This is a genomic window from Simplicispira psychrophila DSM 11588 (assembly GCF_000688255.1).
Lineage (GTDB): Bacteria > Pseudomonadota > Gammaproteobacteria > Burkholderiales > Burkholderiaceae_C > Simplicispira > Simplicispira psychrophila.
In genome coordinates, this window is sequence record NZ_JHYS01000010.1 from 19,255 (window position 1) to 39,961 (window position 20,707).

Here is a 20,707-nt window from a genome sequence, read left to right on the forward strand (position 1 = left end):
GGCGGGCAGCCCTTGCTGCGCAAGGTGCTGTTCATGACGGCGGCCAACCGGCTCCGATACAATTGACTACCAACGTTAATCCGGCAGCCAGCATGTTATTTGACCAAATCAAGAATTATTTAGTGGAAACGGCAGGTGTTGATCCGCAAAAATTCGAGAACCCGGAATTGAAAGTGGCAGATCTGGAGCTGGACTCTCTGGGCTTGGTCGAAATGCTGTTTGAAATCGAAGATAAATACGGTTTTCAGATACCAGACCCCATGATTTTCCTGCCCATGAGCTTTGCCGAGATGGTGGCGTCGATCAACACCACAGTCCAAGAACACACCGCATCCCAGCTCCCGGTGGCCAGCCACTAACTGACCTTTTGTGTATAAGGTTGTTGTCACCGGCTCCGGCATCATTTGCCCTCTCGGCGCCGACAAAGCCAGCGCCTTTGCTGCGGCCCTGCAAGCGCGCAGCGGCATAGCCCCCTGCCCCCCCGATATAGCAGCCAGACTCCCGCACCTCGTGCTGGCCCAGGCCAGCGCAGACCCACACACCTTGCTGGGACGTGCTGACCAAGGGCTGGACCGCGCCACGCAGTTCGCACTGGTGGCTGCCGCACAAGCCCTTGCCGACGCTGATTTTTCTTGCCCACCCACCGACGCACGGCGTGTGGGCGTCTTCGTCGGCATTGGCTTTGGCGGCTCACAAACCAGTGACAGCCTGTACGCGCGCTTTTACAACACGTTGTCCGACCCGACCCTGCAGCACAAAGACCCCACCGTCATGCACCCGCTGACGGTGCCGCGCATCATGGCCAATGCCGCTGCGGCTGCCATCACCATGCGGTACGGGTTGCTGGGGCCGAGCAATACCTATTCAGTCGCCTGTGCCTCTTCGGCCATTGCCATCGGCGAAGCCTATCGGTCTATCCGCCATGGTTATCTGGATGCGGCGGTGGTGATAGGCACCGAAGCCATGCTCAACCCCGGCGCCATGCTGGGCTGGAATGCCTTGCGCGTCATGGCAAAAGCCGATACCCACGACCCATCGCGCAGCTGCCGCCCGTTCTCCCGTGACCGCAGCGGCTTTGTGATTGGTGAAGGCGCCGCCGCGCTGGTACTGGAAAGCGCCGCGCGCAGCACGCAGCGCGGTGCCCGGGCGCTGGCCGAACTGGCCGGCTACGGCTGCAGCAGTGATGCCCAACACCTGACCGCACCCAGTATCGACGGCCAAGCCGATGCCATGCAGCAGGCGCTGCAAGAAGCTGATCTGGCGCCTGAACAGATCCAGTACCTCAATGCCCATGGCACCGCCACAGATGCCGGCGACGTGATCGAAACGCAATCCATTCACCTGGCCTTTGGCAGCGCCGCCCGGCAGCTGGCGGTCAGCTCCACCAAGTCCATGCACGGCCACCTGATTGGCGCCACCGGTGCCTTGGAACTGGCGCTGAGCATCGAGGCGCTGAACAGCGGATCTCTGCCACCGACGGCCCACCTGGACCAGCCCGATCCCCGCTGTGATCTGGACTACATCCCGCTGCAAGCACGCCACGGCTGCCACGTAGAGGCGGTGATGTCCAACTCCTTCGCCTTCGGCGGCAGCAATGTATCACTGATAGCACGCCGATTTACCGCCCCATGACGCCAACCATTCCAGCGTTTCCTTTCACCCTGGATCGCCAGGCGATTGAACAATTGCTGCCCCATCGGGGGCCCATATTTGCCTGCCAGCAACTGATTGCCCAGGGCCCGCGCCGCTACACTGCCACCGCCCACTGGCCGCTGGACAACGCCCTGATTCAAGGGCATTTCCCCGGCTACCCGCTGGTGCCTGGCGTGATGTTGATTGAAGCGGTGACCCAGCTGGCCGGTGCCGGATTGCTGAGTGCCGATGCCTACGTGCAGTCCTTGCCCGGCGAACGCATCGGTGTGCTGGCGTCGGTGCGGCGCTGTGCCTTCAAACACCCGGTGCTGCCAGAGCAGGACGTTGTTTTTGAAATTACCTGCCGCCAGATCGGTACGGAGGCGGTACAGGTCAGCGCCCAGGCGCTGGTAGACGGCATCGAAGTGGCGCAGCTGGAAACCCTGGTGGCCTACGTCGATAGAAACCAGCTGCCCGGCGCGCCTACAGCGGTTTAGGGCAACGGGTAAGTGCCAGGCATCAGGATCGACCGATCCACCGTCTGAATGTCGGTGTGGCCGCAGAACGCCATGGTGACGTCCAGCTCCTTGTGGATCATCTCCAGTGCCTTGGTCACGCCGACCTCGCCGTAGGCGCCCAGGCCATAGACCATGGCGCGGCCAATCATGGTGCCGCGTGCGCCCAGCGCCCACGCCTTGAGCACGTCCTGTCCCGAGCGGATACCGCCGTCCATCCACACCTCGATCTGCTCGCCCACCGCCGCCACGATGGCTGGCAGTGCGCTGATGCTCGACGGCGCACCGTCCAGCTGGCGGCCGCCGTGGTTGCTGACGACGATGGCGTCGGCACCGCTGTGCACCGCCAGCCGGGCATCTTCCACGTCCTGGATGCCCTTCAAAATCAGCTTGCCACCCCACTGCGCTTTGACCCAGGCCACGTCGGCCCACGACAGCGTCGGATCGAACTGCTCGTTGGTCCACGACGCCAGCGACTTCATGTCGCTGACCCCCTTGACGTGACCGACCAGGTTGCGAAACGTATGCCGGCGCGTACCCAACATGCCTAAGCACCAGCGCGGCTTGGTCGCCATGTCCAGCAGATTGCCCAGCGACGGGATGACCGAGGCGCGCATGTTGTTCTTGATGTCCTTGTGACGCTGGCCAATCACCTGCAGATCCAGCGTCAGCACCAGCGCGCTGCAGCCGGCGCTGCGGGCGCGCTCGATCATGGCCGCCATCGCGCTGCGATCGCGCATCATGTACAGCTGAAACCAGAACGGCACGGTGGTGTGCGCGGCCACGTCCTCGATCGAGCAGATGCTCATGGTGGACAAGGTGAACGGGATGCCAAATTTTTCTGCCGCGCGGGCCGCCTTGATCTCGCCGTCGGCGCTCTGCATACCGGTCAGGCCGACGGGCGCAATGCACACCGGCATCTTCACGTCCACACCCACCATTTTGGTCCCGGTGCTGCGGCCCTGCATGTTCACCGCCACGCGCTGGCGCAGCTTGATGCGCTGGAAGTCGTCCGAATTGGCGCGGTAGGTGCTTTCGGTCCACGAACCGGAGTCGGCGTAGTCGTAAAACATGCGCGGCACGCGGCGCTGGGCGATCACGCGCAAATCTTCAATGCAGGTTATTTTGGACAAATCGGTCATGCGGGGGCTCCTGGTATGGCGGCGGGTGCGTGCATGTTAGGGGCGGCGCAGGCTGCTGCCCAGAGCGAAAAAACGCAGCGTCAGGCGGCGTCAGCAACCCGCTGGGGTGCCATCCCTTCGCCCACAAACAGGCGAAACTGCATCCGGCCGGCCCGCTTGGCGGCGTACATGGCTTCATCGGCATTGCGCGCCAGTTCTTCGAAGGTCTCGCCGTGCTGCGGGAACATGGCAATGCCCCCACTCACACCGATGCGCAGCGCGCACTCGTGCACTTGCAGCGACTGCGCGCAGATGGCCAAAATTTTGCGCGCCACCACACAGGCCTGCTCCACGCTCTCCAGTCCCGGCAACAGCACGACAAATTCATCACCGCCCTGGCGACAAACGCTGTCGGACTGGCGCACCACGGCGCCCAGGCGCTGGGCAAACTCGATCAGCAACAGGTCGCCCACCTCATGGCCCAGCGTGTCGTTGATCTGCTTGAAGCCATCCAGATCCAAATACAGCACCGCCACCTGCTGGCCGGCGCGCCGCGCCAGCGCCAGTGCCTGGGCAGCACGGTCTTGCAACAGCACACGGTTGGGTAAATCGGTCAAAGCGTCGTAGTGCGCTAGGCGGGCCAGCCGCGCCGCCATGGCCACGGACTCGGTGACATCGTGCAGCACCATCACGGCGCCGGTCACCTGGCCGTGGCGATCGGTGATCGGGCTGGCCGATTCTTCGACATCAAACTGCTGGCCGTCGGCACGCTGCAGCACCACCCCGGGCGTCGGCCCGACCGTGCGCGCATGTGCCAGCGCCTGGCACAGCGGGCTGGCATCGCTCGCCCCACTGCCGGCCACGCACAGCGGCGCCACCTTGTCAATGTGCTGGCCGGCCGCAGCAAAAGCCCGCCAGCCGGTCATGCGCTCGGCCACGGGGTTGATGTAGGTCACGCAGGCGTTGGCATCGGTACACAACACGGCATCGCCAATCGACTGCAGCGTCAGGCGCATCAGCTCTTTTTCTTCAAACAGCTCGTTCTCCATGCGCTTGCGCTCGGTGATGTCGGTGATCTGGACAAACACGCCGCGCACCGCCGCCGCACCCGGGGGGAGAGCGCTGTCCATATCGGGCACATAAGAGACGATGGTGAAGCGCTCAACGCCCTGGGCATCGCGCATGGTGCGCTCAAACAATTGCCGTTGGCCCTGCAGTGCCCGCTCGATATACGGCTCTGTGTGGGCGTAGGCCACCGCACCCAACACGGCGCTGATGTGCTTATTGCGCAGCGCCTCGGCAGTCACGCCAAACCAGTGCTGATAGGCCTGATTGGCAAAGCGATTGCACTGATCGCAATCCCAATACGACACCATCGAGGGCAAGTTGTCCAGAATGGTGCGCACATCGTGCTCAGCCCGCTGCAGTTGTGCACTGACCCGCTGGCGCTGCCCCAGCTCGCGCACAAACAGCACCGACAGACCAACGCAGGCAGCCATCAGTACCAGCGCAAAACTGCCCAACAACCAGGCGTTGCGCCCCCAATCCGCCAGGATGGTGTCGGTCGCTTGTGCCGTATTGACGATCAAGGGATAGGCGCCGACGTGCTGGAAGGAGTAGAGACGCCGCACGCCATCGAGCGTGGCGGTGCCGATAAATGTCCCCCGGGTACTGGCCTGCAACTGCAGCATGTTCGGCGTACCGGCAATGCTGCGCCCGACATCGGCGCCCTTGTACGGATAGCGCGCCAGCACCAGGCCATCGCTGCGAAACAAATTGGCGCCGCTCTGGGGCCCCAGATCCAGCGCGCGTAATAAGTCATTGAAGTAGCTCAGCCGCACCGCTACCACCACCACTCCGGCGAACGCGCCGTGGCGATCAAAATAGGCCCGGCTCAGGGGCAACGCAAACTCCTCGCTCAGGTGCGTGCTCTGGGGCTTGCCGATATACAGGCCCTCTTGTGCGCCGCTGCTGTGCGCGACGAAATAATCCTTCGCAGCAATGTTCACCTGCCCGGGCAGGGCGCCATTACCGCGCAGCACGATGTTGCCGTGCGCATCGCTGACGCTCACCGCCGCCACCTCCGGCGAGCGCAGTGAGTGGTCAAACAGCACCAGGGCGCGCAAATCGGGCGCCAGCGCCATGACATCAGGCCGGTTGATCGCAGCGGCCATCCCGACCATCGAGCGGTCCAGGCTGTCCAGCGTGCGCGCCACGCTTTTCTCCAAGGCCTGTACCAGATTGCTATTGGTGGTGCGAGCGTAATTCCACTCATCGTCCCGAATGGTCAGGATGGCGCGCGCAAACAGCGCACCAATCCCCAGCGACAGCAGTAAAGCCAGCACGATCAGGCGACGAGAAAGAGACAAGCGCATACGCTCCAGAAAAATTGAAAACCAAAAATTGTAAAAGGTTGTGGTTTTTTGCGTTGACGCACTGCAAAGGCCCCATGGACGTGCCTGCGATTTCAGTGCACCCGCACGCCAGCACCGCGCACTTCCAGGCGAATTTCGTCCAGCACTTGCCCCTTGCCATCGGTCAGCTGCAGCGTGTGGCGTCCCGGCCAAGGGGGCCACGCGCGCTGCGCGCCCTCGCCCAGCAACTTGCCGTCTAGGCGCCAGCGCAGGCGTGCACCGGCCGGCGCCGGCGACGCTACCAGATGCACACGCTGGTGCGCCGGCGGAATGTCCGGATCCAGCGCCACGATGGCGCCGCTGACCGGCTGGGCAATGCGCACCGCCGTCAAATCAGCGTCAGAAACAGCCGCCATCGCCTTCGATTTATGGTCTTTTGGGCCTCTAGCGCTTACAGTTAGTGCGGTATTAGCTCTGTTTTCAATAGCAAATAACGCCTGCTGTGTGCCCGGCAGAAACCATTCTTGGCGCGCTGCTTCCAACGGCACCGACGGTTCTGCCTGGCCCGGCGCCGCCCCAAAGTGCACTGGCGCCGACACCAGCCCACGCGGCGCTGCCGGCGCGCGGCTGGTCTGCTGCGCGTGCAAATAGGCCATGACAGCGGCCCACACCGGCGCGGCGCCGCTGCTACCGCTGACATCGTGCATGGCCGCGCCGCTGGCATTGCCGACCCACACGCCGACGGTGTAGCGCTGCGACCAACCGACGGCCCAGTTGTCGCGCATGTCTTTGCTGGTGCCGGTTTTCACCGCCGTCCAAAAGCGCGTCGCCAGCACGCTGTCGGTGCCAAAAGTGCGGGCGCGGGCGTTCGGGTCGGACAGGATATCGCCGACGATGAAAGCGGCGTTTTCGTCCAGCGCGCGCTGGAAGACCACCGGCGCAGCCCGCGCCGGCAACAACGCCGGCGCCACCGGGCTAAAGCGCCCGCCATTGGCCAAGGTGCGAAAGGCGTTGCCCAGCTGCAGCAACTGCACCTCGCTGCTGCCCAGCGCCAGGCTGTAGCCAAAGTAGCCACCACTCTCGCGCAGCGGCAGCCCGACGGCCTGCAGTTGCCGAAAGAAGGCATCGGGCGACACCATCACCAGCGCGCGCACCGCCGGCACGTTCAGCGACGACGCCAGCGCGGTGCGCAGCGACACCCATCCTTTGAACTGGCGGTCGTAATTTTGCGGAATGTAGAGCCCGCTGCTGGTCGGAATGTGCGCCGGCGCGTCGTCGATCAGCGAGGCGGCCGTCAACCGGCGTTCGGCGATGGCCTGTGCATACAAGAAGGGTTTCAGCGTGGAGCCGGGTTGGCGCAGCGCCAGCACGGCATCGACTTCCGCCGCTTGGCTCAACGACCCCGACGAGCCGACCCAGGCCAGCACCTCGCCGCTGGCGTTGTCCAGCACCAGCACGGCGCCATCTTCCACATGGGCGCCGCGCAGTTCGCGCAACTGCTGCGCCAGCGTCTGCACGGCAAAGCGCTGCAGGGGTGCGCGCAGCGTCGAGGTCAAACGCAGGGCCGAGGGTGATTTTTTATCTGCCGCCGCCTGCGCCGCTTGCACCAACAGGCGCCGGGCAAAGTGTGGCGCCACGCCCTCGCTGGCGGCGTAATCACGGCGCTGCAGCGCGCCGGTAGTCAACAAATCCAGTGCCTCGCAATCGGGCTTGGCCACCGTTCCGCCAGGCGCCGCCATCTCGCGCAGCACTGCACAGGCGCGCTGCGCCACCAGCGCCGCGCGGGCATTGGGCGCACGCACCAGCGCGGCGGCGACGGCGGCCTCGCGTGCGTCCAGCCCGTGCGCCGCCTTGCCAAACAAGGTGCGACTGAGCGCATCAATACCCACCAGTTCACCGCGAAACGGCACCAGATTCAGGTAGGCCTCCAGAATTTGCAGCTTGCTCCAACGCCGGTCCAGCACCTGCGCCACCACCGTCTGGCCGAGCTTTTGCACCACACCGCGCCCGCCGGGGCGCTGGCGCAAGTCCAGCAGCTGCGGGCCATCGAGCAAGCCGGCCAACTGCATGGTGATGGTGCTGGCGCCGCGGGTGCGCTGGTTCCACAGATTGCCCCACGCCGCTGCGGACACCGCCTGCCAGTCCACGCCGCTGTGGGCGTAAAAACGCTTGTCCTCGCTCAGCACCAGCGCGGTGCGCAGGGCGGGTGAGACATCGGCCAGCGCCACCCACTGGCCTCGGCGCACGCTGGCATCGGTGCGCACACGCTGCAGCACCTCGCCCTCGCGCGACAGCACCAGCGTATCGGAGGGTCGAAAACCGCTCTTTATCTCATCAAAAGTGGCTACAGCCCAGGCAGGAAAAGCGCTATATGCTATTAAAACAAGAGTAAAAAAACGCCCCGACCGGAGGCGGCTTCGCATCGACAAGAAAGAACAAATACAGGCAAACATCACCCGATAATGCCCCATGGCATTATTTGCGGAAGGCATCCTGAAACTGCACTGGGACCAGTCGGTACCGGTGAATCTGGCACGCATTGCCAAAAAAATGGGGGTTACCGTCGCCCTGAGCGACACGCTAGAGCCCTGCGTCTGCATTGATATCAGTGCCAGCAACCACGCCCGCATCACCATTGGCACGCGCCACCCGCTGCTGCTGCAGCGCTACGGCGTTGCCCAAGCCCTGGGCCACCGGGCGCTGCACCACCTGCGCCCCGGCACCGGGCTGCTGCTGCACATCCCCGACGACTTCCGGGTCGATCACCGCCAGCGCATCCACAGCGAGGCGCACCAGTTCGCGCTGGCGCTGATGATTCCGGCCTCGGTGCTGGCCTACAGCGTGTGCGATATGCGCGTCGGCGATCTGCAGGCACTGGCGCACCTGTTTCACGTGCCGCCCAGTTTGATCAAGCAGCGCCTGGCTGACCTGGATTTGCGCCTGGCCAAGCCGCTGACCTTGCAGGTCAACCGGCTGCTGCTGGAATAAACAACAGCCCAGGCGCGGCAACCTCAACCGGTATTGCGCAAACCGGCCGCAATGCCGTTGATGGTGATGTGGATGCCCAACTGCACCCGGTCATCGCCCTCGCCGTTGCGCCAGCGGCGTACCAACTCCACTTGCAAATGGTGCAGCGGGTCGATGTACGGAAAACGGTGGCGAATCGAACGCGCCAGCGCGGTGTTGTGCGTCAGGCGCTGCTTGTCACCGGTGATGCGCGTCAGGGCATCGGCGGTGCGGTGCCATTCGGCCTCGATGGCGCCAAACACCTTTTTGCGCAGACGCGCATCGGTGACCAGTTCGCTGTAGCGGGACGCCAGTGCCAGGTCGCTCTTGGCCAGCACCATGTCCATGTTCGACAGCAGCGTGCTGAAAAACGGCCACTGGCGGTACATCTTGCGCAGCAGCGCCAGCTGGGCTTTGGGGTCTTTGCCGGGGGTATTGAGAAACGCCTCAAAGGCCGCACCAAAGCCGTACCAACCGGGCAGGGTCAGGCGGCACTGGCCCCAGCTAAAACCCCAGGGAATAGCGCGCAGGTCTTCAATTTTTTGCGACGGCTTGCGCGACGCGGGGCGCGAGCCGATATTCAGTTCGGCAATCTCGCGGATGGGGGTGGCGCTGAAGAAGTAGTCGGTAAAACCGGGCGTTTCATAGACCAGCTCACGGTAAGCGCCCATGCTGGCGGTGGACAACTGCGCAGCGGCCTCCAAAAAGGCCGGCGTGGCCGATTTGGTTGGCTGCAGCAGCGTGGCTTCGAGGGTGGCGGCGACCAAGGTTTCGAGGTTGCGCCGGCCAATCTCGGGGTTGGCGTATTTGGAAGCAATCACCTCGCCCTGCTCGGTCAGGCGGATTTGGCCGCGTACCGTGCCGGGCGGTTGCGCCAAGATGGCTTGGTAGCTCGGGCCACCGCCGCGCCCGACGGTGCCGCCTCGGCCATGGAACATCCGCAGCCGAATGGGGGTGGCACCGACACCGTTCACACCGCTGGACAGTTCATCAAACAGCGTGACCAGCGCAATCTCGGCGCGGTACAGCTCCCAGTTGCTGGTGAAAATGCCGCCGTCCTTGTTGCTGTCGGAGTAGCCCAGCATGATGTCCTGCTCGGCGCCGCCGCGCACCACCAGCGCGGCGATGCCGGCCAGCGCATAGAACTCGCGCATGATCGGCGCGGCGTTGCGCAGGTCTTCAATGGTTTCAAACAGCGGCACCACAATCAAATCCGCCTGCGCTTGGCCGTCCAGCGTGCCGCGCATCAAGCCGACTTCTTTTTGCAGCAACAGCACTTCCAGCAAGTCGCTGACGGTTTCGGTGTGGCTGATGATGTAGTGGCGAATGGCGTCCGCGCCGTAGCGCTGGCGCATCTGCCGCGCCGTGTCGAAAATCGCCAACTCTGATTGGGTGTGTTCGCTGTAATCGACGCTGTGCACGCGCAGTGGGCGCGCGTCTTGCAACAGGCGCATCAGCACGGCACGTTTACCGTCTTCGGTCAGGGCACTGTAGTCCGGCTCGATGCGGGCGACCGCCAACAGTTCGGCGACGACGCGCTCGTGCTGGTCGGAGCTTTGGCGCAAATCCACTGTCGCCAGATGGAAACCAAACACCTGCACCGCGCGTATCAGCGGCTGCAAGCGCTCCAGCGCCAGCGCCGCGCCGTGGTGCGCTTGCAGCGAGGCTTCGATGGTGCGCAGTTGCAGCAAAAATTCGCCTGCATTGGCATAAGCGTTTTGCGGCATCACGGCATGGAGCGCCGATTCGCCACCGCTCAAATCGCGCAACGTGGCCGCCAAACGCGCGTAAATGCCGGTCAACGCACGGCGGTAGGGCTCGTCTTGGCGGTGCTGGTTGGTGTCGGGTGAGCTGTCGGCCAACTGCTGCATTTCGCGCGTGACTTCGACCAAGTGGTCTGACAGCGACAGCTCACCGCCCAGCAAATGCACTTCGGTCAGGTAGTGGCGCAGCGCGACTTCGCTTTGGCGCTGCAGCGCTTGCACCAAGGTAGCGGCGCTGACGTTGGGGTTGCCGTCGCGGTCGCCGCCAATCCACTGGCCCATGCGCAAAAAGCTATGCACCTTGTCTTGGCCCAAATCACGCTCTAGGTTGGCGTAAATCTTTGGAATTTCACGCAAGAACGTCGCTTCGTAATAGCTCAGGGCGTTTTCAATTTCATCGGCCACCGTCAATTTGCTGTAGCGCAGCAGCCGCGTTTGCCACAGCTGCGCCACGCGGGCGCTCAGTTGCGCCTCGTTGGCGGCCAGCGCGCGCGGCGTCAGGGCGTCGCGGGCGGCGTTGTAGAGCTGGGCGCGCTCGGTGATGTCGCCGCGCTCGGCCAGCAGCCGGGCAATGTCGCGCTCGGCATCCAAAATGCTTTTGCGCTGCACTTCGGTCGGATGCGCCGTCAGCACCGGCGAAACGTAGCTTTCGGCCAGTGTCTGTGCAATTTGCTGCGGCGCAATGCCGGCCCAGCGCAGGCGCGACAGCGCCACTTCGATACTGCCTTCTTGCGTATCCCCGGCGCGCTCGCGGATGGTGCGGCGGCGGATATGGTGGCGGTCTTCGGCCAAGTTGGCCAGATGTGAAAAATAGGTGAAAGCACGGATGACGCTGACGGTTTGATCGGCGCTCAGGCCTTTGAGCAGCTTTTTCAGCGCCTTGTCGGCCTGCGCGTCGGCGTCGCGCCGAAACGCTACCGACAGCTGGCGCACCTGCTCAATCAAATCAAATGCGGCCACGCCGTCTTGAGCGCGGATCACGTCGCCCAGAATGCGCCCCAGCAGGCGAATGTCTTGGATCAGCGGCAAGTCCTTGTCACTCTTGCGGGCAGCGGGGGTGTCTGGAGGCAGTGGGGGCGTAGTCATGCGAGGGCGGCGGCTGGGGGCAACCAGAGGGGTTTTTGCAGCTGGCCATGCTAGCATCCCCAGCTCCTTTCCTTGACCTGCGGTGACGTCTGTGAATCCCTCTCTCCCCCCCATCGTGATCGCCACACGCGAAAGCCGTCTGGCCCTGTGGCAGGCCGAGCATGTGCAAACCCTGCTGCGCGCACGCGGCCATGATGTCTCGCTGCTGGGCATGACCACGCTGGGCGATCAAATTCTCGATCGCTCGCTGAGCAAAGTTGGCGGCAAAGGCCTGTTTGTCAAAGAGCTGGAAACCGCGCTACAAGACGGCAGTGCCGACATCGCCGTGCATTCGCTCAAAGACGTGCCAATGGAACTGCCCGACGGCTTTGCCTTGGCCTGCGTGATGGAGCGCGAAGACGCGCGCGATGCCTTTGTCTCGCCGCAATACGCCAGCTTGCAAGATTTGCCGCACGGCGCGGTGGTCGGCACATCGAGCCTGCGCCGCCAAGTGCTGCTGCAGGCGCTGCGCCCCGACCTGAAGATTGAGCCGCTGCGTGGCAACTTGGACACGCGCCTGCGCAAGCTGGACGAAGGCCAATACGATGCCATCGTGCTGGCCGCCGCGGGCCTCAAACGCCTGGGACTGCACGCGCGCGTCCGCCACGAATTTGCGCCTACCGAGATGCTGCCCGCCGCAGGCCAAGGGGCGCTGGGCATTGAAGTGCGCAGCAGCCGCCAAGACCTGATCGAAGCGCTGGCGCCACTGGCACACCTGCCGACGTGGATTCGCGTCACCGCTGAGCGCGCCGTCAGTCGCTGCATGGGTGGCAGTTGCTCGATGCCACTGGCCGCCTACGCGCGTCTGGAAGGCGCGGTACTGCATTTGGACGCCGCCTGGGGCGACCCGCAAGGCCGCACGCCGCTGGTACGCGCCAGCGGTAGTTCCCATGCCATCACACTGGAGCAGGCCAACCATCTGGGTGAAGGCGTAGCGGCGCAGCTGCGCGCCGGTGGTGCCGGTTAAACAAGCTGCTACGCACACATGACCACCCCGAGCGTCATCGTCACCCGCCCGCTGCACGAAGCGCAGCAGTGGGTGACTGCGTTGCAGCAGCGCAACATTGAAGCGCTGGCGCTGCCCTTGATCACCATTGGCCCGGCGCCCGATGGGCCGGCGCTGCAGGCGGTGCGCGAGCGCGTCACCGACTACCGCGCCATCATGCTGGTCAGTGGCAACGCAGCGCAGTATTTTTTTGATGAAAATACGGCCTTAACCCTTGCTGGTCAAGCGCTATTAGCTATTAAAACAAGAGTATGGTCGCCCGGCCCCGGGACTGCGCAAACGCTGCAGCGGCTGGGCATTCCAGCCGCGCAGATTGACTGTCCGGCGCACGACGCGGTGCAGTTTGATTCTGAAGCACTGTGGGCGCAAGTACACAGCCAAATCATCCCCGGCGACCGCGTGCTGATCGTGCGCGGCGCTGAAGCCGACGCACCGCCGCAGGGCACCGGGCGCGATTGGCTGGCGCAGCAGATCCAAGCCGCTGGGGGACAGGTCGAATTTGTCGTGGCCTACACGCGCAGCGCGCCCCGCTTCACGCCAGCGCAAATCACCCAGGCCCAGGACGGCGCGCGCAGCGGCGCGCTGTGGCTGCTCAGCAGCTCGCAGGCACTGGCGCATTTGCGCGCTGCCTTGCCCGGCCAAGACTGGCGCAGCGCCTGCGCGTTGGCCACGCACCCGCGCATTGCCCAGGCGGCACGAGCCGCCGGCTTCGGCGCGGTACACGAATGCCGCCCCGCGCTGGAAGACGTCGCCGCGGCCATCGAAGCCGGCTGCACTGTGGGCGCGCCCCGAGCCTCCTAAAATCGCGCCCATGAGTTCTGCGCCCACCCCCGACCTGCCCCCACCCGCCGTGCCCACCAGCGCCCGCCGGGCCGGGCTGTATTTCGCCAGCGCAGTGGCCCTGGCGGCCTTGGTCAGCAGCAGCCTGCTGTGGCAAAAACTCGGTGTCATCCAAGAGCAACTGGCACGGCAAAGTGCCGACACCGGCACCCAGGCGATCGAAGCACGCACCATCGCACGCCAAGCGCAAGAGCAGGTCATTGAAGCCTCAGCCCGCCTGACGGTGGCCGAAACCCGCCTGAATGAAGTGACGCTGCAGCGGCGCCAACTGGAAGATCTGATGCAAAGTTTGTCGCGCTCGCGCGACGAAAATCTGGTGATCGATCTTGAATCGGCGATCCGCGTGGCGCAGCAGCAAGCCCAGCTCACCGGCAGCCTCGAACCCCTGGTAGCGGCCCTCAAAAGCGCCCAACAGCGCATCGAACGCGCCGCGCAACCGCGCTTGGCACCGGTGCTGCGCGCCATCGGGCATGACCTGGAGCACCTGAACAGCACCCGCGTGAATGACACCACCGGCTTGCTGGCGCAGATCGACGAATTGGTGCGCCAAGTAGATGATCTACCGGTGCTCAACGCCGTCGCCCAAGCAGCCTCCGCCCGGCGCATGAACGCGCGTATGCAGACCGACGACAGCGCCGACACCAGCGCTGCAGCGGCAGACGCCCCCTGGTGGCGCACCACCCTGGAGCGCAGCTGGGAAGTGCTGCGCGACGAGGCCCGGGGTCTGGTGCGCGTGAGCCGCATTGACCAGCCCGAGGCCGTCCTGCTGGCACCCGATCAAATCTTCTTCCTGCGTGAAAACCTCAAGCTCAAGCTGCTCAACGCCCGCCTAGGCCTCCTGGCACGCCAATACGACTCGGCGCGCAGCGACTTGGCCAGCGCCACCAATGCGCTGAACAAATACTTTGACCCGGCTTCACGCCGCACGCAAAGCGCCGCCACCGTGCTGCAACAAGCCCAGGCCCACCTGAAGGCCGCCGAACTGCCACGCCTGGATGAAACCCTGTCCGCCCTGGCCACTGCGGCCGCCGGGCGCTAAGCACGCCAGGAATCACCCCCATGCGCGCTGCTCTCTGGTTTCTGGCTCTGTTTGGCGTGGCCGTGGCCTCGGCCCTGTTTGCCGGCAACAACCAGGGCACCGTCACGCTGTTCTGGCCGCCCCACCGCATCGACCTCTCGCTCAACTTGGTGCTGCTGCTGCTGACGCTGGGCTTTGTCACGCTGTACGCCGCCCTGCGGGCGCTGGCCACGCTGTTGGCCCTGCCGCGGCGCGCACGCCGCTGGCGTCTGCACCAGAAAGAGCGGGCCATGCACGGCGCCATGCTCGACGCCGTGGCGCTGTTCATGGCCGGGCGCTTTCTGCGCTCGCGCAAAACCGCCATGGAAGCGCTGAGCCAGGAAGTCACACTGGCCCAGGCCGACGCCCACGTGCCGCACGCACACCAATTGCGCGCCCTGGCCCACCTGGTATCGGCCGAAGCCTCGCAGGCATTGCAAGACCAGCCCCAGCGCGACCACCATTTGCAGCAGGCGCTGCTGCACGCCCCCGACAACGGCACGCAGCACGAACGTGAACTGCGCGAAGGCATCCAGATGCGCGCCGCCCACTGGGCCCTGGCCAACCGCGAGCCGCAGGCCGCCCTGGACTGGCTGACCAGCTTGCCGCAAGGCGCCGCACGGCGCACCCTGGCGCTGCGCCTCAAACTCAAGGCCGCCCGCCGCGCCCGCCACACCCAAAGCGCCCTGGACACCGCTCGCCTGCTGAGCAAACACCGTGCCTTTTCTGCCGAGGCCGGCGAAAGCATCGTGCGCGGCTTGGCCATCGAACTGATCAACGACGCCCACGACCCGGCGCAACTGCAACACACCTGGCAAACGCTCGAAGCCGCCGAGCGCGCCATGCCCGAGCTGGTCATCCACGCCGCGCAGCGGTTGGTCGCTCTGGGCGGTACGCCGGCCACGGTGCGCCAGTGGCTGTTGCCGGTATGGCAAAAAATGGTCGATGCGCCTAGCGCCCTGCCCGAGCACCACGCCACCCGGCTGGTGCGCACGCTGGAATCTGCCCTCGACGCCGTGGACAGCAACTGGCTGGCGCGCATCGAAGCGGCCGCGCAAGCCAACCCGCGCGACACCCGCCTGCAATACCTGGCCGGCATGGCCTGTCTTAAGCGCCAACTCTGGGGCAAGGCTCAACAACTGCTGACGCAAGCGGCGCAGCAACTGCCCGACGCCAGCCTACGCCGCAGCGCCTGGCAGCACTTGGCCGAGCTGTCGGAACGGCGCGGCGACCACACCGCCGCCGCCCAGGCCTGGAAATCAGCCGCCTTAGCATCGGCCGATTGAGCCCAGCTGCACCGCCGGCCCACATCCGCCTGTGCGGGGCCGCTGTGAAAGGGCGTCGGAGCGCGTCAATTCAATTTATTTGAAACAAGGCAACAATTCCATTGAAACTTGGAGAAGCATCAGCTTTCTACACTGCGCCTTCGACTCTTTTTTGTTGTATCTTGAATATTTCCACACCCCCCGATTTCGCCGCCAACGCTCCTGCCCGCTACAGCTCCACTGCCATCGTCCTGCACTGGTTGCTGGCACTGGCCCTGGCAGGAATGCTGGGCATGGGTCTGTATATGACCGGGCTGCCGTTTTCGCCCCAGCGCCTCAAACTCTACAACTGGCATAAATGGGCGGGGGTGGCGGTATTGGCGTTGTCGCTGCTGCGCCTGCTGTGGCGCCTGACGCACCGCCCACCCGCCTTGCCCGTCGCCATGGCACAAACCATGCCCGGCTGGCAAAAAGCCGCCCACCATGGCATGCACCACCTGCTGTATGTGCTGTTCTTCGCCGTACCGCTGATCGGCTGGGCCTACAGCTCGGCAGCGGGTTTTCCCATCGTTTTTCTGGGCCTGTGGCAACTGCCTGACTTTGTGCCGGTGAGCAAGGCACTGGCGGCCTCCCTCAAGCCCTGGCACCAGATCAGCGCCTACACCCTGGCCGCCCTGGCGCTGTTGCATGTCGCCGCCGCTCTGAAACACCAGTGGATCGACCGCGATGGCCTGCTGACCCGCATGTCGCTGCGCAACTGAATCGCCACTGAACCTCTGGCGCACTGCCACACTCTGATCTGCCTTGTCCGTTTTTGAAAGCCTCCATGCAAATTTCCTCTATCGTCTCTGCCCTGCTGCTAACCAGCGCCTCCTTGCTAGCCGTCCAGCCCGCCCTGGCGCAACAAAAACTGGCGCCAGCCGACAGCCAGATCGGTTTCACCACGCGCCAGATGGGTGTGCCGCTGGAAGGACACTTCAAAAAATTTGATGCGCAGGTCACCTTCAACCCTGCGCAACTGGCCAGCAGTCACATCACCGTTACTGTGGACACCGCCAGCGCCACGCTGGGCGCGCCCGAGTCCGACGCCGAAATGCCCAAGGCCACCTGGTTCAACGTGCCACAGTTTCCGCAAGCCACCTTCCAGTCCAGCAGCATCAAGGCGCTGGGTGGCGGCAAATTCGAAGTGGCCGGCAAACTCAGCATCAAAGGCATCGCGCGCGACGTGGTGGCACCCGTCACGCTGGTGCAAAACGGCGCGAACACGACAGCGACTGGCACACTCACCCTTCAGCGCCTGACCTACAAGATCGGTGAAAACGAGTGGGCTGACACCTCAATGGTGGCCAACGACGTGCAGGTCAAATTCAAGCTGGTACTGACCGGCATCGCCAAACTCTGACGCTGCGGCCTCGTTTTTCATTTCTCTTTTTTTTCACCACCCTTTTGCAGGAGCCCCTTGCCATGCGCAAAACCTTTTTCGCCCTCGCCGCCGCCACGTTGCTGGCCGGTGCCGCCCACGCCGCACCCAGCGAATACGCCATCGACCCCGCCCACACCTTTGTGACCTTCGAGATCAGCCACTTTGGCGCCTCGGTCAACCGCGGCCGCTTCGACAAAAAGCAAGGCACGGTGGAATTTGACAAAGCGGGCAAGAGCGGCAAAGTGGACATCAGCTTCGATAGCAACTCGATCAACACCGGCACCCCCTCCTTTGACAAGCACCTGCAAAGCGCCGACCTGTTCAACGCCGCGCAGTTCCCGACCATCCATTTCGTCTCGGACAAATTCCACTTCAATGGCGACAAGGTCAGCGAAGTCACCGGCCAGCTGACGCTGTTGGGTAAAACTGCGCCCGTCACCTTCAAGGCCAACCAGTTCAACTGCTACCAAAGCCCGATGCTGAAACGCGAAGTGTGCGGCGGCGACTTTGAAGCCACCATCGACCGCACCCAGTGGGGCATGAACTACGGCATCGACTGGGGCTTTGCCAAGAACGTGCGCTTGGTGGTGCAGATCGAAGCTATCAAGCAGTAAACACCGCCCGCTAAAATCGGCGCATCCCGCCTTCGTCTAACACTACGGCATCCTTTTGGGATGCCGTTTTCATTTGCACTGCCCTAATCCGATGAGCCCCATGAGCGATACCCCTGCCCAACCCGGCCTTGCCAGCCTGTCCAAATCGTTTGAGCCCGCTGCGTTGGAGGCCCATTGGGGGCCAGAGTGGGAAAAACGCGGCTACGGCGCTGCGGGTGTGCGCGGCACCGGCGTAGCACAGGCAGACGCCGCCTCGTTCGCCATCCAGCTGCCACCGCCTAACGTGACAGGCACGCTGCACATGGGGCACGCGTTCAACCAAACCATCATGGACAGCCTGACGCGCTACCACCGGATGCGCGGCGACAACACCGTCTGGGTGCCCGGCACCGACCACGCGGGTATTGCCACGCAAATCGTCGTCGAGCGCCAGTTGCAAGAGCAGGGCATCAGCCGCCACGACATGGGCCCGACACCGCCCGAGGCGCGTAAAAACTTCGTCTCCAAAGTGTGGGAATGGAAAGAGCAGTCTGGTAACACGATTACCACGCAAATGCGCCGCATGGGCGACAGCGTCGATTGGAGCCGCGAATATTTCACCATGGACGACAAACTGTCCAGCGTTGTCACCGACACCTTCGTCAAGCTGTACCAGCAGGGCCTGATTTACCGTGGCAAGCGCTTGGTGAATTGGGATCCAAAACTGCAATCTGCTGTGTCCGACCTCGAAGTCGAAAGCGAAGAAAAAGACGGCTCGCTGTGGCACATCGCCTATCCGCTGGCCGATGGCTCGGGTCAACTGGTCGTAGCCACGACGCGCCCTGAGACCATGTTGGGCGACGTAGCGGTGATGGTGCATCCCGAAGACGAGCGCTACGCCCACCTGATTGGCCAAATGGTCACGCTGCCGCTGTGCGACCGCCAAATCCCGGTGATTGCCGACGACTACGTCGATAAAGCCTTTGGTACCGGCGTGGTCAAAGTCACGCCCGCGCACGACCAGAACGACTATGCCGTCGGCCAGCGCCATAAGCTGCCGATGATTTGCATATTGACGCTGCAAGCCACCATCAACGACGCAGCGCCAGAAAAGTACCGGGGCATGGATCGCTTTGTGGCGCGCAAAGCGGTGGTCGCCGACTTGGAAGCCGCTGGCCTGATGGTCGAAATCAAAAAGCACAAGCTGATAGTGCCGATTTGCACCCGCACCGGCCAAGTGGTCGAGCCGATGCTGACCGACCAGTGGTTTGTCGCCATGACCAAGGTCAGCGACCAAGACCCGACCGGCAAGAGCATTGCGCAAAAAGCCATCGACGCGGTGGCTTCGGGCCAAGTCGAGTTTGTGCCGGAGAACTGGGTCAACACCTACAACCAGTGGATGAACAACATCCAAGACTGGTGCATCTCACGCCAGCTGTGGTGGGGCCACCAAATTCCGGCGTGGTACGACGAAGATGGCAAGGTCTACGTGGCAAAAAGCGAAGCCGAGGCCCAAGTCCAAGCGCCGGGCAAAACCCTGCGCCGCGATGACGACGTGCTCGACACTTGGTACTCGTCTGCGCTGGTGCCGTTCAGCACCATGGGCTGGCCTGACCAAGGCGACAGCGCTACCGACGACTACAACCTGTACCTGCCCAGCAGCGTGCTGGTGACCGGTTACGACATCATCTTTTTCTGGGTCGCCAGAATGATCATGATGACCACGCACTTCACCGGTCGCGTGCCGTTCAAGCATGTGTACATCCACGGCTTGGTGCGCGATGCGCAGGGCAAGAAGATGAGCAAGTCCGAGGGCAACGTGCTCGACCCGGTGGACTTGATCGACGGCATTTCGCTGGCCCCGCTGCTGGACAAACGCACCACCGGCCTGCGCAAACCCGAGACCGCGCCCCGGGTGCGCAAGGACACGCAAAAAGAATTCCCCGACGGTATCCCCGCTTATGGCGCCGATGCACTGCGCTTCACCTTCGCGGCCTTGGCCAGTCTGGGCCGCAGCATCAATTTTGATAGCAAGCGCTGCGAGGGCTACCGCAACTTCTGCAACAAGCTGTGGAACGCCAGCCGCTTTGTGCTGATGAACTGCGAAGGCCAGGACTGCGGTGTCACAGCCACCGACTGCAGCACCATGGAGTTCAGCCAGTGCGACCGCTGGATCACCTCGCAACTGCAAAAAACCGAGGCCGAAGTCGCCAAAGGCTTTGCCGAGTACCGCCTCGACAACGTCGCCAACACGGTGTACGACTTTGTCTGGAACGAGTTTTGCGACTGGTACTTAGAAATCGCCAAGGTGCAAATCCAGACGGGCAACGCTGCCCAGCAACGCGCCACGCGCCGCACGCTGATCCGTGTACTCGAAGCCATCTTGCGTTTGGCGCACCCGATCATTCCGTTCATCACCGAAGAGCTGTGGCAAAAGGTCGCGCCGGTGGCCGGCTTGGCGGGCGAATCGGTCAGCATCGCGCATTACCCCGAAGCACGGCCTGAAAAAATCGACGAAGACGCTATTGCCTACGTCGCCCGTCTGAAAGGCCTGGTCGATGCCTGCCGCACGCTGCGTGGTGAGATGAGCGTTTCGCCCTCGACGCGCCTGCCGATGTTTGCCGTGGGTGACAGCATGTTCTTGCGCGGTGCCACGCCGGTGCTGCAAGCGCTGGCCAAGCTGAGCGAAGTCAAGGTGTTTGACGACGAAACCGCCTGGCAAGCCGCCGCACAAGCCGCCCCCGTGGCCGTGGTCGGCGAAGCACGCGTGTGCCTGCACATGGAAATCGACGTAGCCGCTGAAAAGCTCCGTCTGGGCAAAGAAATCACCCGTCTGGACGGCGAGATCACCAAGGCCCATGCCAAGCTGGGCAACGAAGCCTTTGTCGCCAAAGCCCCGCCCGCCGTTCTCGCCCAAGAGCAGAAACGTGTGGCAGACTTTGTCGCCACCATCGAACGCCTGCGCGACCAATTGGCCCGTCTGGGCTGAGCCCCAGGCACCTCCTCC

The 20,707-nt window shown here is 63.8% G+C and carries 16 protein-coding genes; 12 read left to right on the top strand and 4 right to left on the bottom strand.

The window, feature by feature from the left end:
- The first annotated feature begins 92 nt into the window (after positions 1-92).
- Genes Q390_RS0111320 through Q390_RS0111330 form a run of 3 tightly spaced genes read left to right on the top strand, consistent with a single transcriptional unit; the run spans position 93 to position 2,129 of the window.
- On the top strand, positions 93-359 hold the full coding sequence (locus Q390_RS0111320) for an acyl carrier protein (RefSeq protein ID WP_027996163.1): 267 nt from the start codon (positions 93-95) through the stop codon (positions 357-359).
- A gap of 10 nt (positions 360-369) precedes the next feature.
- The gene (locus Q390_RS0111325; RefSeq protein ID WP_027996164.1) at positions 370-1,632 is read left to right on the top strand and encodes a beta-ketoacyl-[acyl-carrier-protein] synthase family protein; all 1,263 of its coding nucleotides are present in this window, start codon (positions 370-372) and stop codon (positions 1,630-1,632) included.
- A complete protein-coding gene (locus Q390_RS0111330; RefSeq protein ID WP_027996165.1) occupies positions 1,629-2,129 on the top strand; it encodes a 3-hydroxyacyl-ACP dehydratase FabZ family protein in 501 nt (166 codons plus the stop codon). The genes Q390_RS0111325 and Q390_RS0111330 overlap by 4 nt, the downstream gene beginning before the upstream one ends.
- On the opposite strand, the gene Q390_RS0111335 is transcribed toward Q390_RS0111330, so the two are convergent.
- From Q390_RS0111335 to pbpC, 3 genes are all read right to left on the bottom strand, one after another.
- Positions 2,126-3,289 carry an alpha-hydroxy acid oxidase gene (locus tag Q390_RS0111335; RefSeq protein WP_027996166.1) on the bottom strand — a complete coding sequence of 388 codons (1,164 nt, stop codon included), beginning with the start codon at positions 3,287-3,289 and terminating at the stop codon, positions 2,126-2,128. The genes Q390_RS0111330 and Q390_RS0111335 overlap by 4 nt on opposite strands.
- A gap of 80 nt (positions 3,290-3,369) precedes the next feature.
- Positions 3,370-5,643 carry a diguanylate cyclase domain-containing protein gene (locus Q390_RS0111340; RefSeq protein WP_027996167.1) on the bottom strand — a complete coding sequence of 758 codons (2,274 nt, stop codon included), beginning with the start codon at positions 5,641-5,643 and terminating at the stop codon, positions 3,370-3,372.
- Between the two features lie 92 nt (positions 5,644-5,735).
- On the bottom strand, positions 5,736-8,045 hold the full coding sequence (gene pbpC, locus Q390_RS0111345; RefSeq protein ID WP_051603194.1) for a penicillin-binding protein 1C: 2,310 nt from the start codon (positions 8,043-8,045) through the stop codon (positions 5,736-5,738).
- A gap of 46 nt (positions 8,046-8,091) precedes the next feature.
- Between pbpC and Q390_RS0111350 the strand changes: the two genes are divergently transcribed.
- Positions 8,092-8,610, top strand: a complete 519-nt coding sequence (locus Q390_RS0111350) for an ImmA/IrrE family metallo-endopeptidase (RefSeq protein ID WP_027996169.1) — start codon at positions 8,092-8,094, stop codon at positions 8,608-8,610.
- A gap of 23 nt (positions 8,611-8,633) precedes the next feature.
- On the opposite strand, the gene ppc is transcribed toward Q390_RS0111350, so the two are convergent.
- On the bottom strand, positions 8,634-11,477 hold the full coding sequence (gene ppc / locus Q390_RS0111355; protein ID WP_037472817.1) for a phosphoenolpyruvate carboxylase: 2,844 nt from the start codon (positions 11,475-11,477) through the stop codon (positions 8,634-8,636).
- A gap of 82 nt (positions 11,478-11,559) precedes the next feature.
- On the opposite strand from ppc, the gene hemC reads away from it, so the two are divergent.
- The 8 genes from hemC to Q390_RS0111395 all read left to right on the top strand — a co-directional run bounded on the left by hemC (position 11,560) and on the right by Q390_RS0111395 (position 20,689).
- Positions 11,560-12,483, top strand: a complete 924-nt coding sequence (hemC, locus tag Q390_RS0111360) for a hydroxymethylbilane synthase (protein WP_027996171.1) — start codon at positions 11,560-11,562, stop codon at positions 12,481-12,483.
- Positions 12,484-12,501: 18 nt separating this feature from the next.
- Complete coding sequence (locus tag Q390_RS0111365; RefSeq protein ID WP_027996172.1) at positions 12,502-13,323, top strand: uroporphyrinogen-III synthase; 822 nt, start codon at positions 12,502-12,504, stop codon at positions 13,321-13,323.
- Between the two features lie 10 nt (positions 13,324-13,333).
- Complete coding sequence (locus Q390_RS0111370) at positions 13,334-14,401, top strand: uroporphyrinogen-III C-methyltransferase (protein ID WP_027996173.1); 1,068 nt, start codon at positions 13,334-13,336, stop codon at positions 14,399-14,401.
- Between the two features lie 20 nt (positions 14,402-14,421).
- A complete protein-coding gene (locus Q390_RS0111375) occupies positions 14,422-15,705 on the top strand; it encodes a heme biosynthesis protein HemY (RefSeq protein WP_027996174.1) in 1,284 nt (427 codons plus the stop codon).
- Positions 15,706-15,866: 161 nt separating this feature from the next.
- Positions 15,867-16,445, top strand: a complete 579-nt coding sequence (locus tag Q390_RS0111380; protein WP_156949891.1) for a cytochrome b — start codon at positions 15,867-15,869, stop codon at positions 16,443-16,445.
- Between the two features lie 65 nt (positions 16,446-16,510).
- Positions 16,511-17,086, top strand: a complete 576-nt coding sequence (locus tag Q390_RS0111385) for a YceI family protein (protein WP_027996176.1) — start codon at positions 16,511-16,513, stop codon at positions 17,084-17,086.
- Positions 17,087-17,148: 62 nt separating this feature from the next.
- A complete protein-coding gene (locus Q390_RS0111390) occupies positions 17,149-17,721 on the top strand; it encodes a YceI family protein (protein ID WP_027996177.1) in 573 nt (190 codons plus the stop codon).
- Positions 17,722-17,821: 100 nt separating this feature from the next.
- On the top strand, positions 17,822-20,689 hold the full coding sequence (locus Q390_RS0111395) for a valine--tRNA ligase (RefSeq protein ID WP_027996178.1): 2,868 nt from the start codon (positions 17,822-17,824) through the stop codon (positions 20,687-20,689).
- Positions 20,690-20,707 lie beyond the last annotated feature (18 nt).

Bases quoted from the DNA above. Each gene is read 5' to 3' on its own strand.
- Q390_RS0111330 (WP_027996165.1), top strand. From the start codon at position 1,629: ATGACGCCAACCATTCCAGCGTTTCCTTTCACCCTGGATCGCCAGGCG.
- Q390_RS0111375 (WP_027996174.1), top strand. From the start codon at position 14,422: ATGCGCGCTGCTCTCTGGTTTCTGGCTCTGTTTGGCGTGGCCGTGGCC.
- Q390_RS0111335 (WP_027996166.1), bottom strand. From the start codon at position 3,289: ATGACCGATTTGTCCAAAATAACCTGCATTGAAGATTTGCGCGTGATC.
- pbpC (WP_051603194.1), bottom strand. From the start codon at position 8,045: ATGCGAAGCCGCCTCCGGTCGGGGCGTTTTTTTACTCTTGTTTTAATA.
- Q390_RS0111340 (WP_027996167.1), bottom strand. From the start codon at position 5,643: ATGCGCTTGTCTCTTTCTCGTCGCCTGATCGTGCTGGCTTTACTGCTG.
- Q390_RS0111390 (WP_027996177.1), top strand. From the start codon at position 17,149: ATGCGCAAAACCTTTTTCGCCCTCGCCGCCGCCACGTTGCTGGCCGGT.
- Q390_RS0111370 (WP_027996173.1), top strand. From the start codon at position 13,334: ATGAGTTCTGCGCCCACCCCCGACCTGCCCCCACCCGCCGTGCCCACC.
- Q390_RS0111320 (WP_027996163.1), top strand. From the start codon at position 93: ATGTTATTTGACCAAATCAAGAATTATTTAGTGGAAACGGCAGGTGTT.
- Q390_RS0111350 (WP_027996169.1), top strand. From the start codon at position 8,092: ATGGCATTATTTGCGGAAGGCATCCTGAAACTGCACTGGGACCAGTCG.
- Q390_RS0111385 (WP_027996176.1), top strand. From the start codon at position 16,511: ATGCAAATTTCCTCTATCGTCTCTGCCCTGCTGCTAACCAGCGCCTCC.
- ppc (WP_037472817.1), bottom strand. From the start codon at position 11,477: ATGACTACGCCCCCACTGCCTCCAGACACCCCCGCTGCCCGCAAGAGT.
- Q390_RS0111365 (WP_027996172.1), top strand. From the start codon at position 12,502: ATGACCACCCCGAGCGTCATCGTCACCCGCCCGCTGCACGAAGCGCAG.
- Q390_RS0111395 (WP_027996178.1), top strand. From the start codon at position 17,822: ATGAGCGATACCCCTGCCCAACCCGGCCTTGCCAGCCTGTCCAAATCG.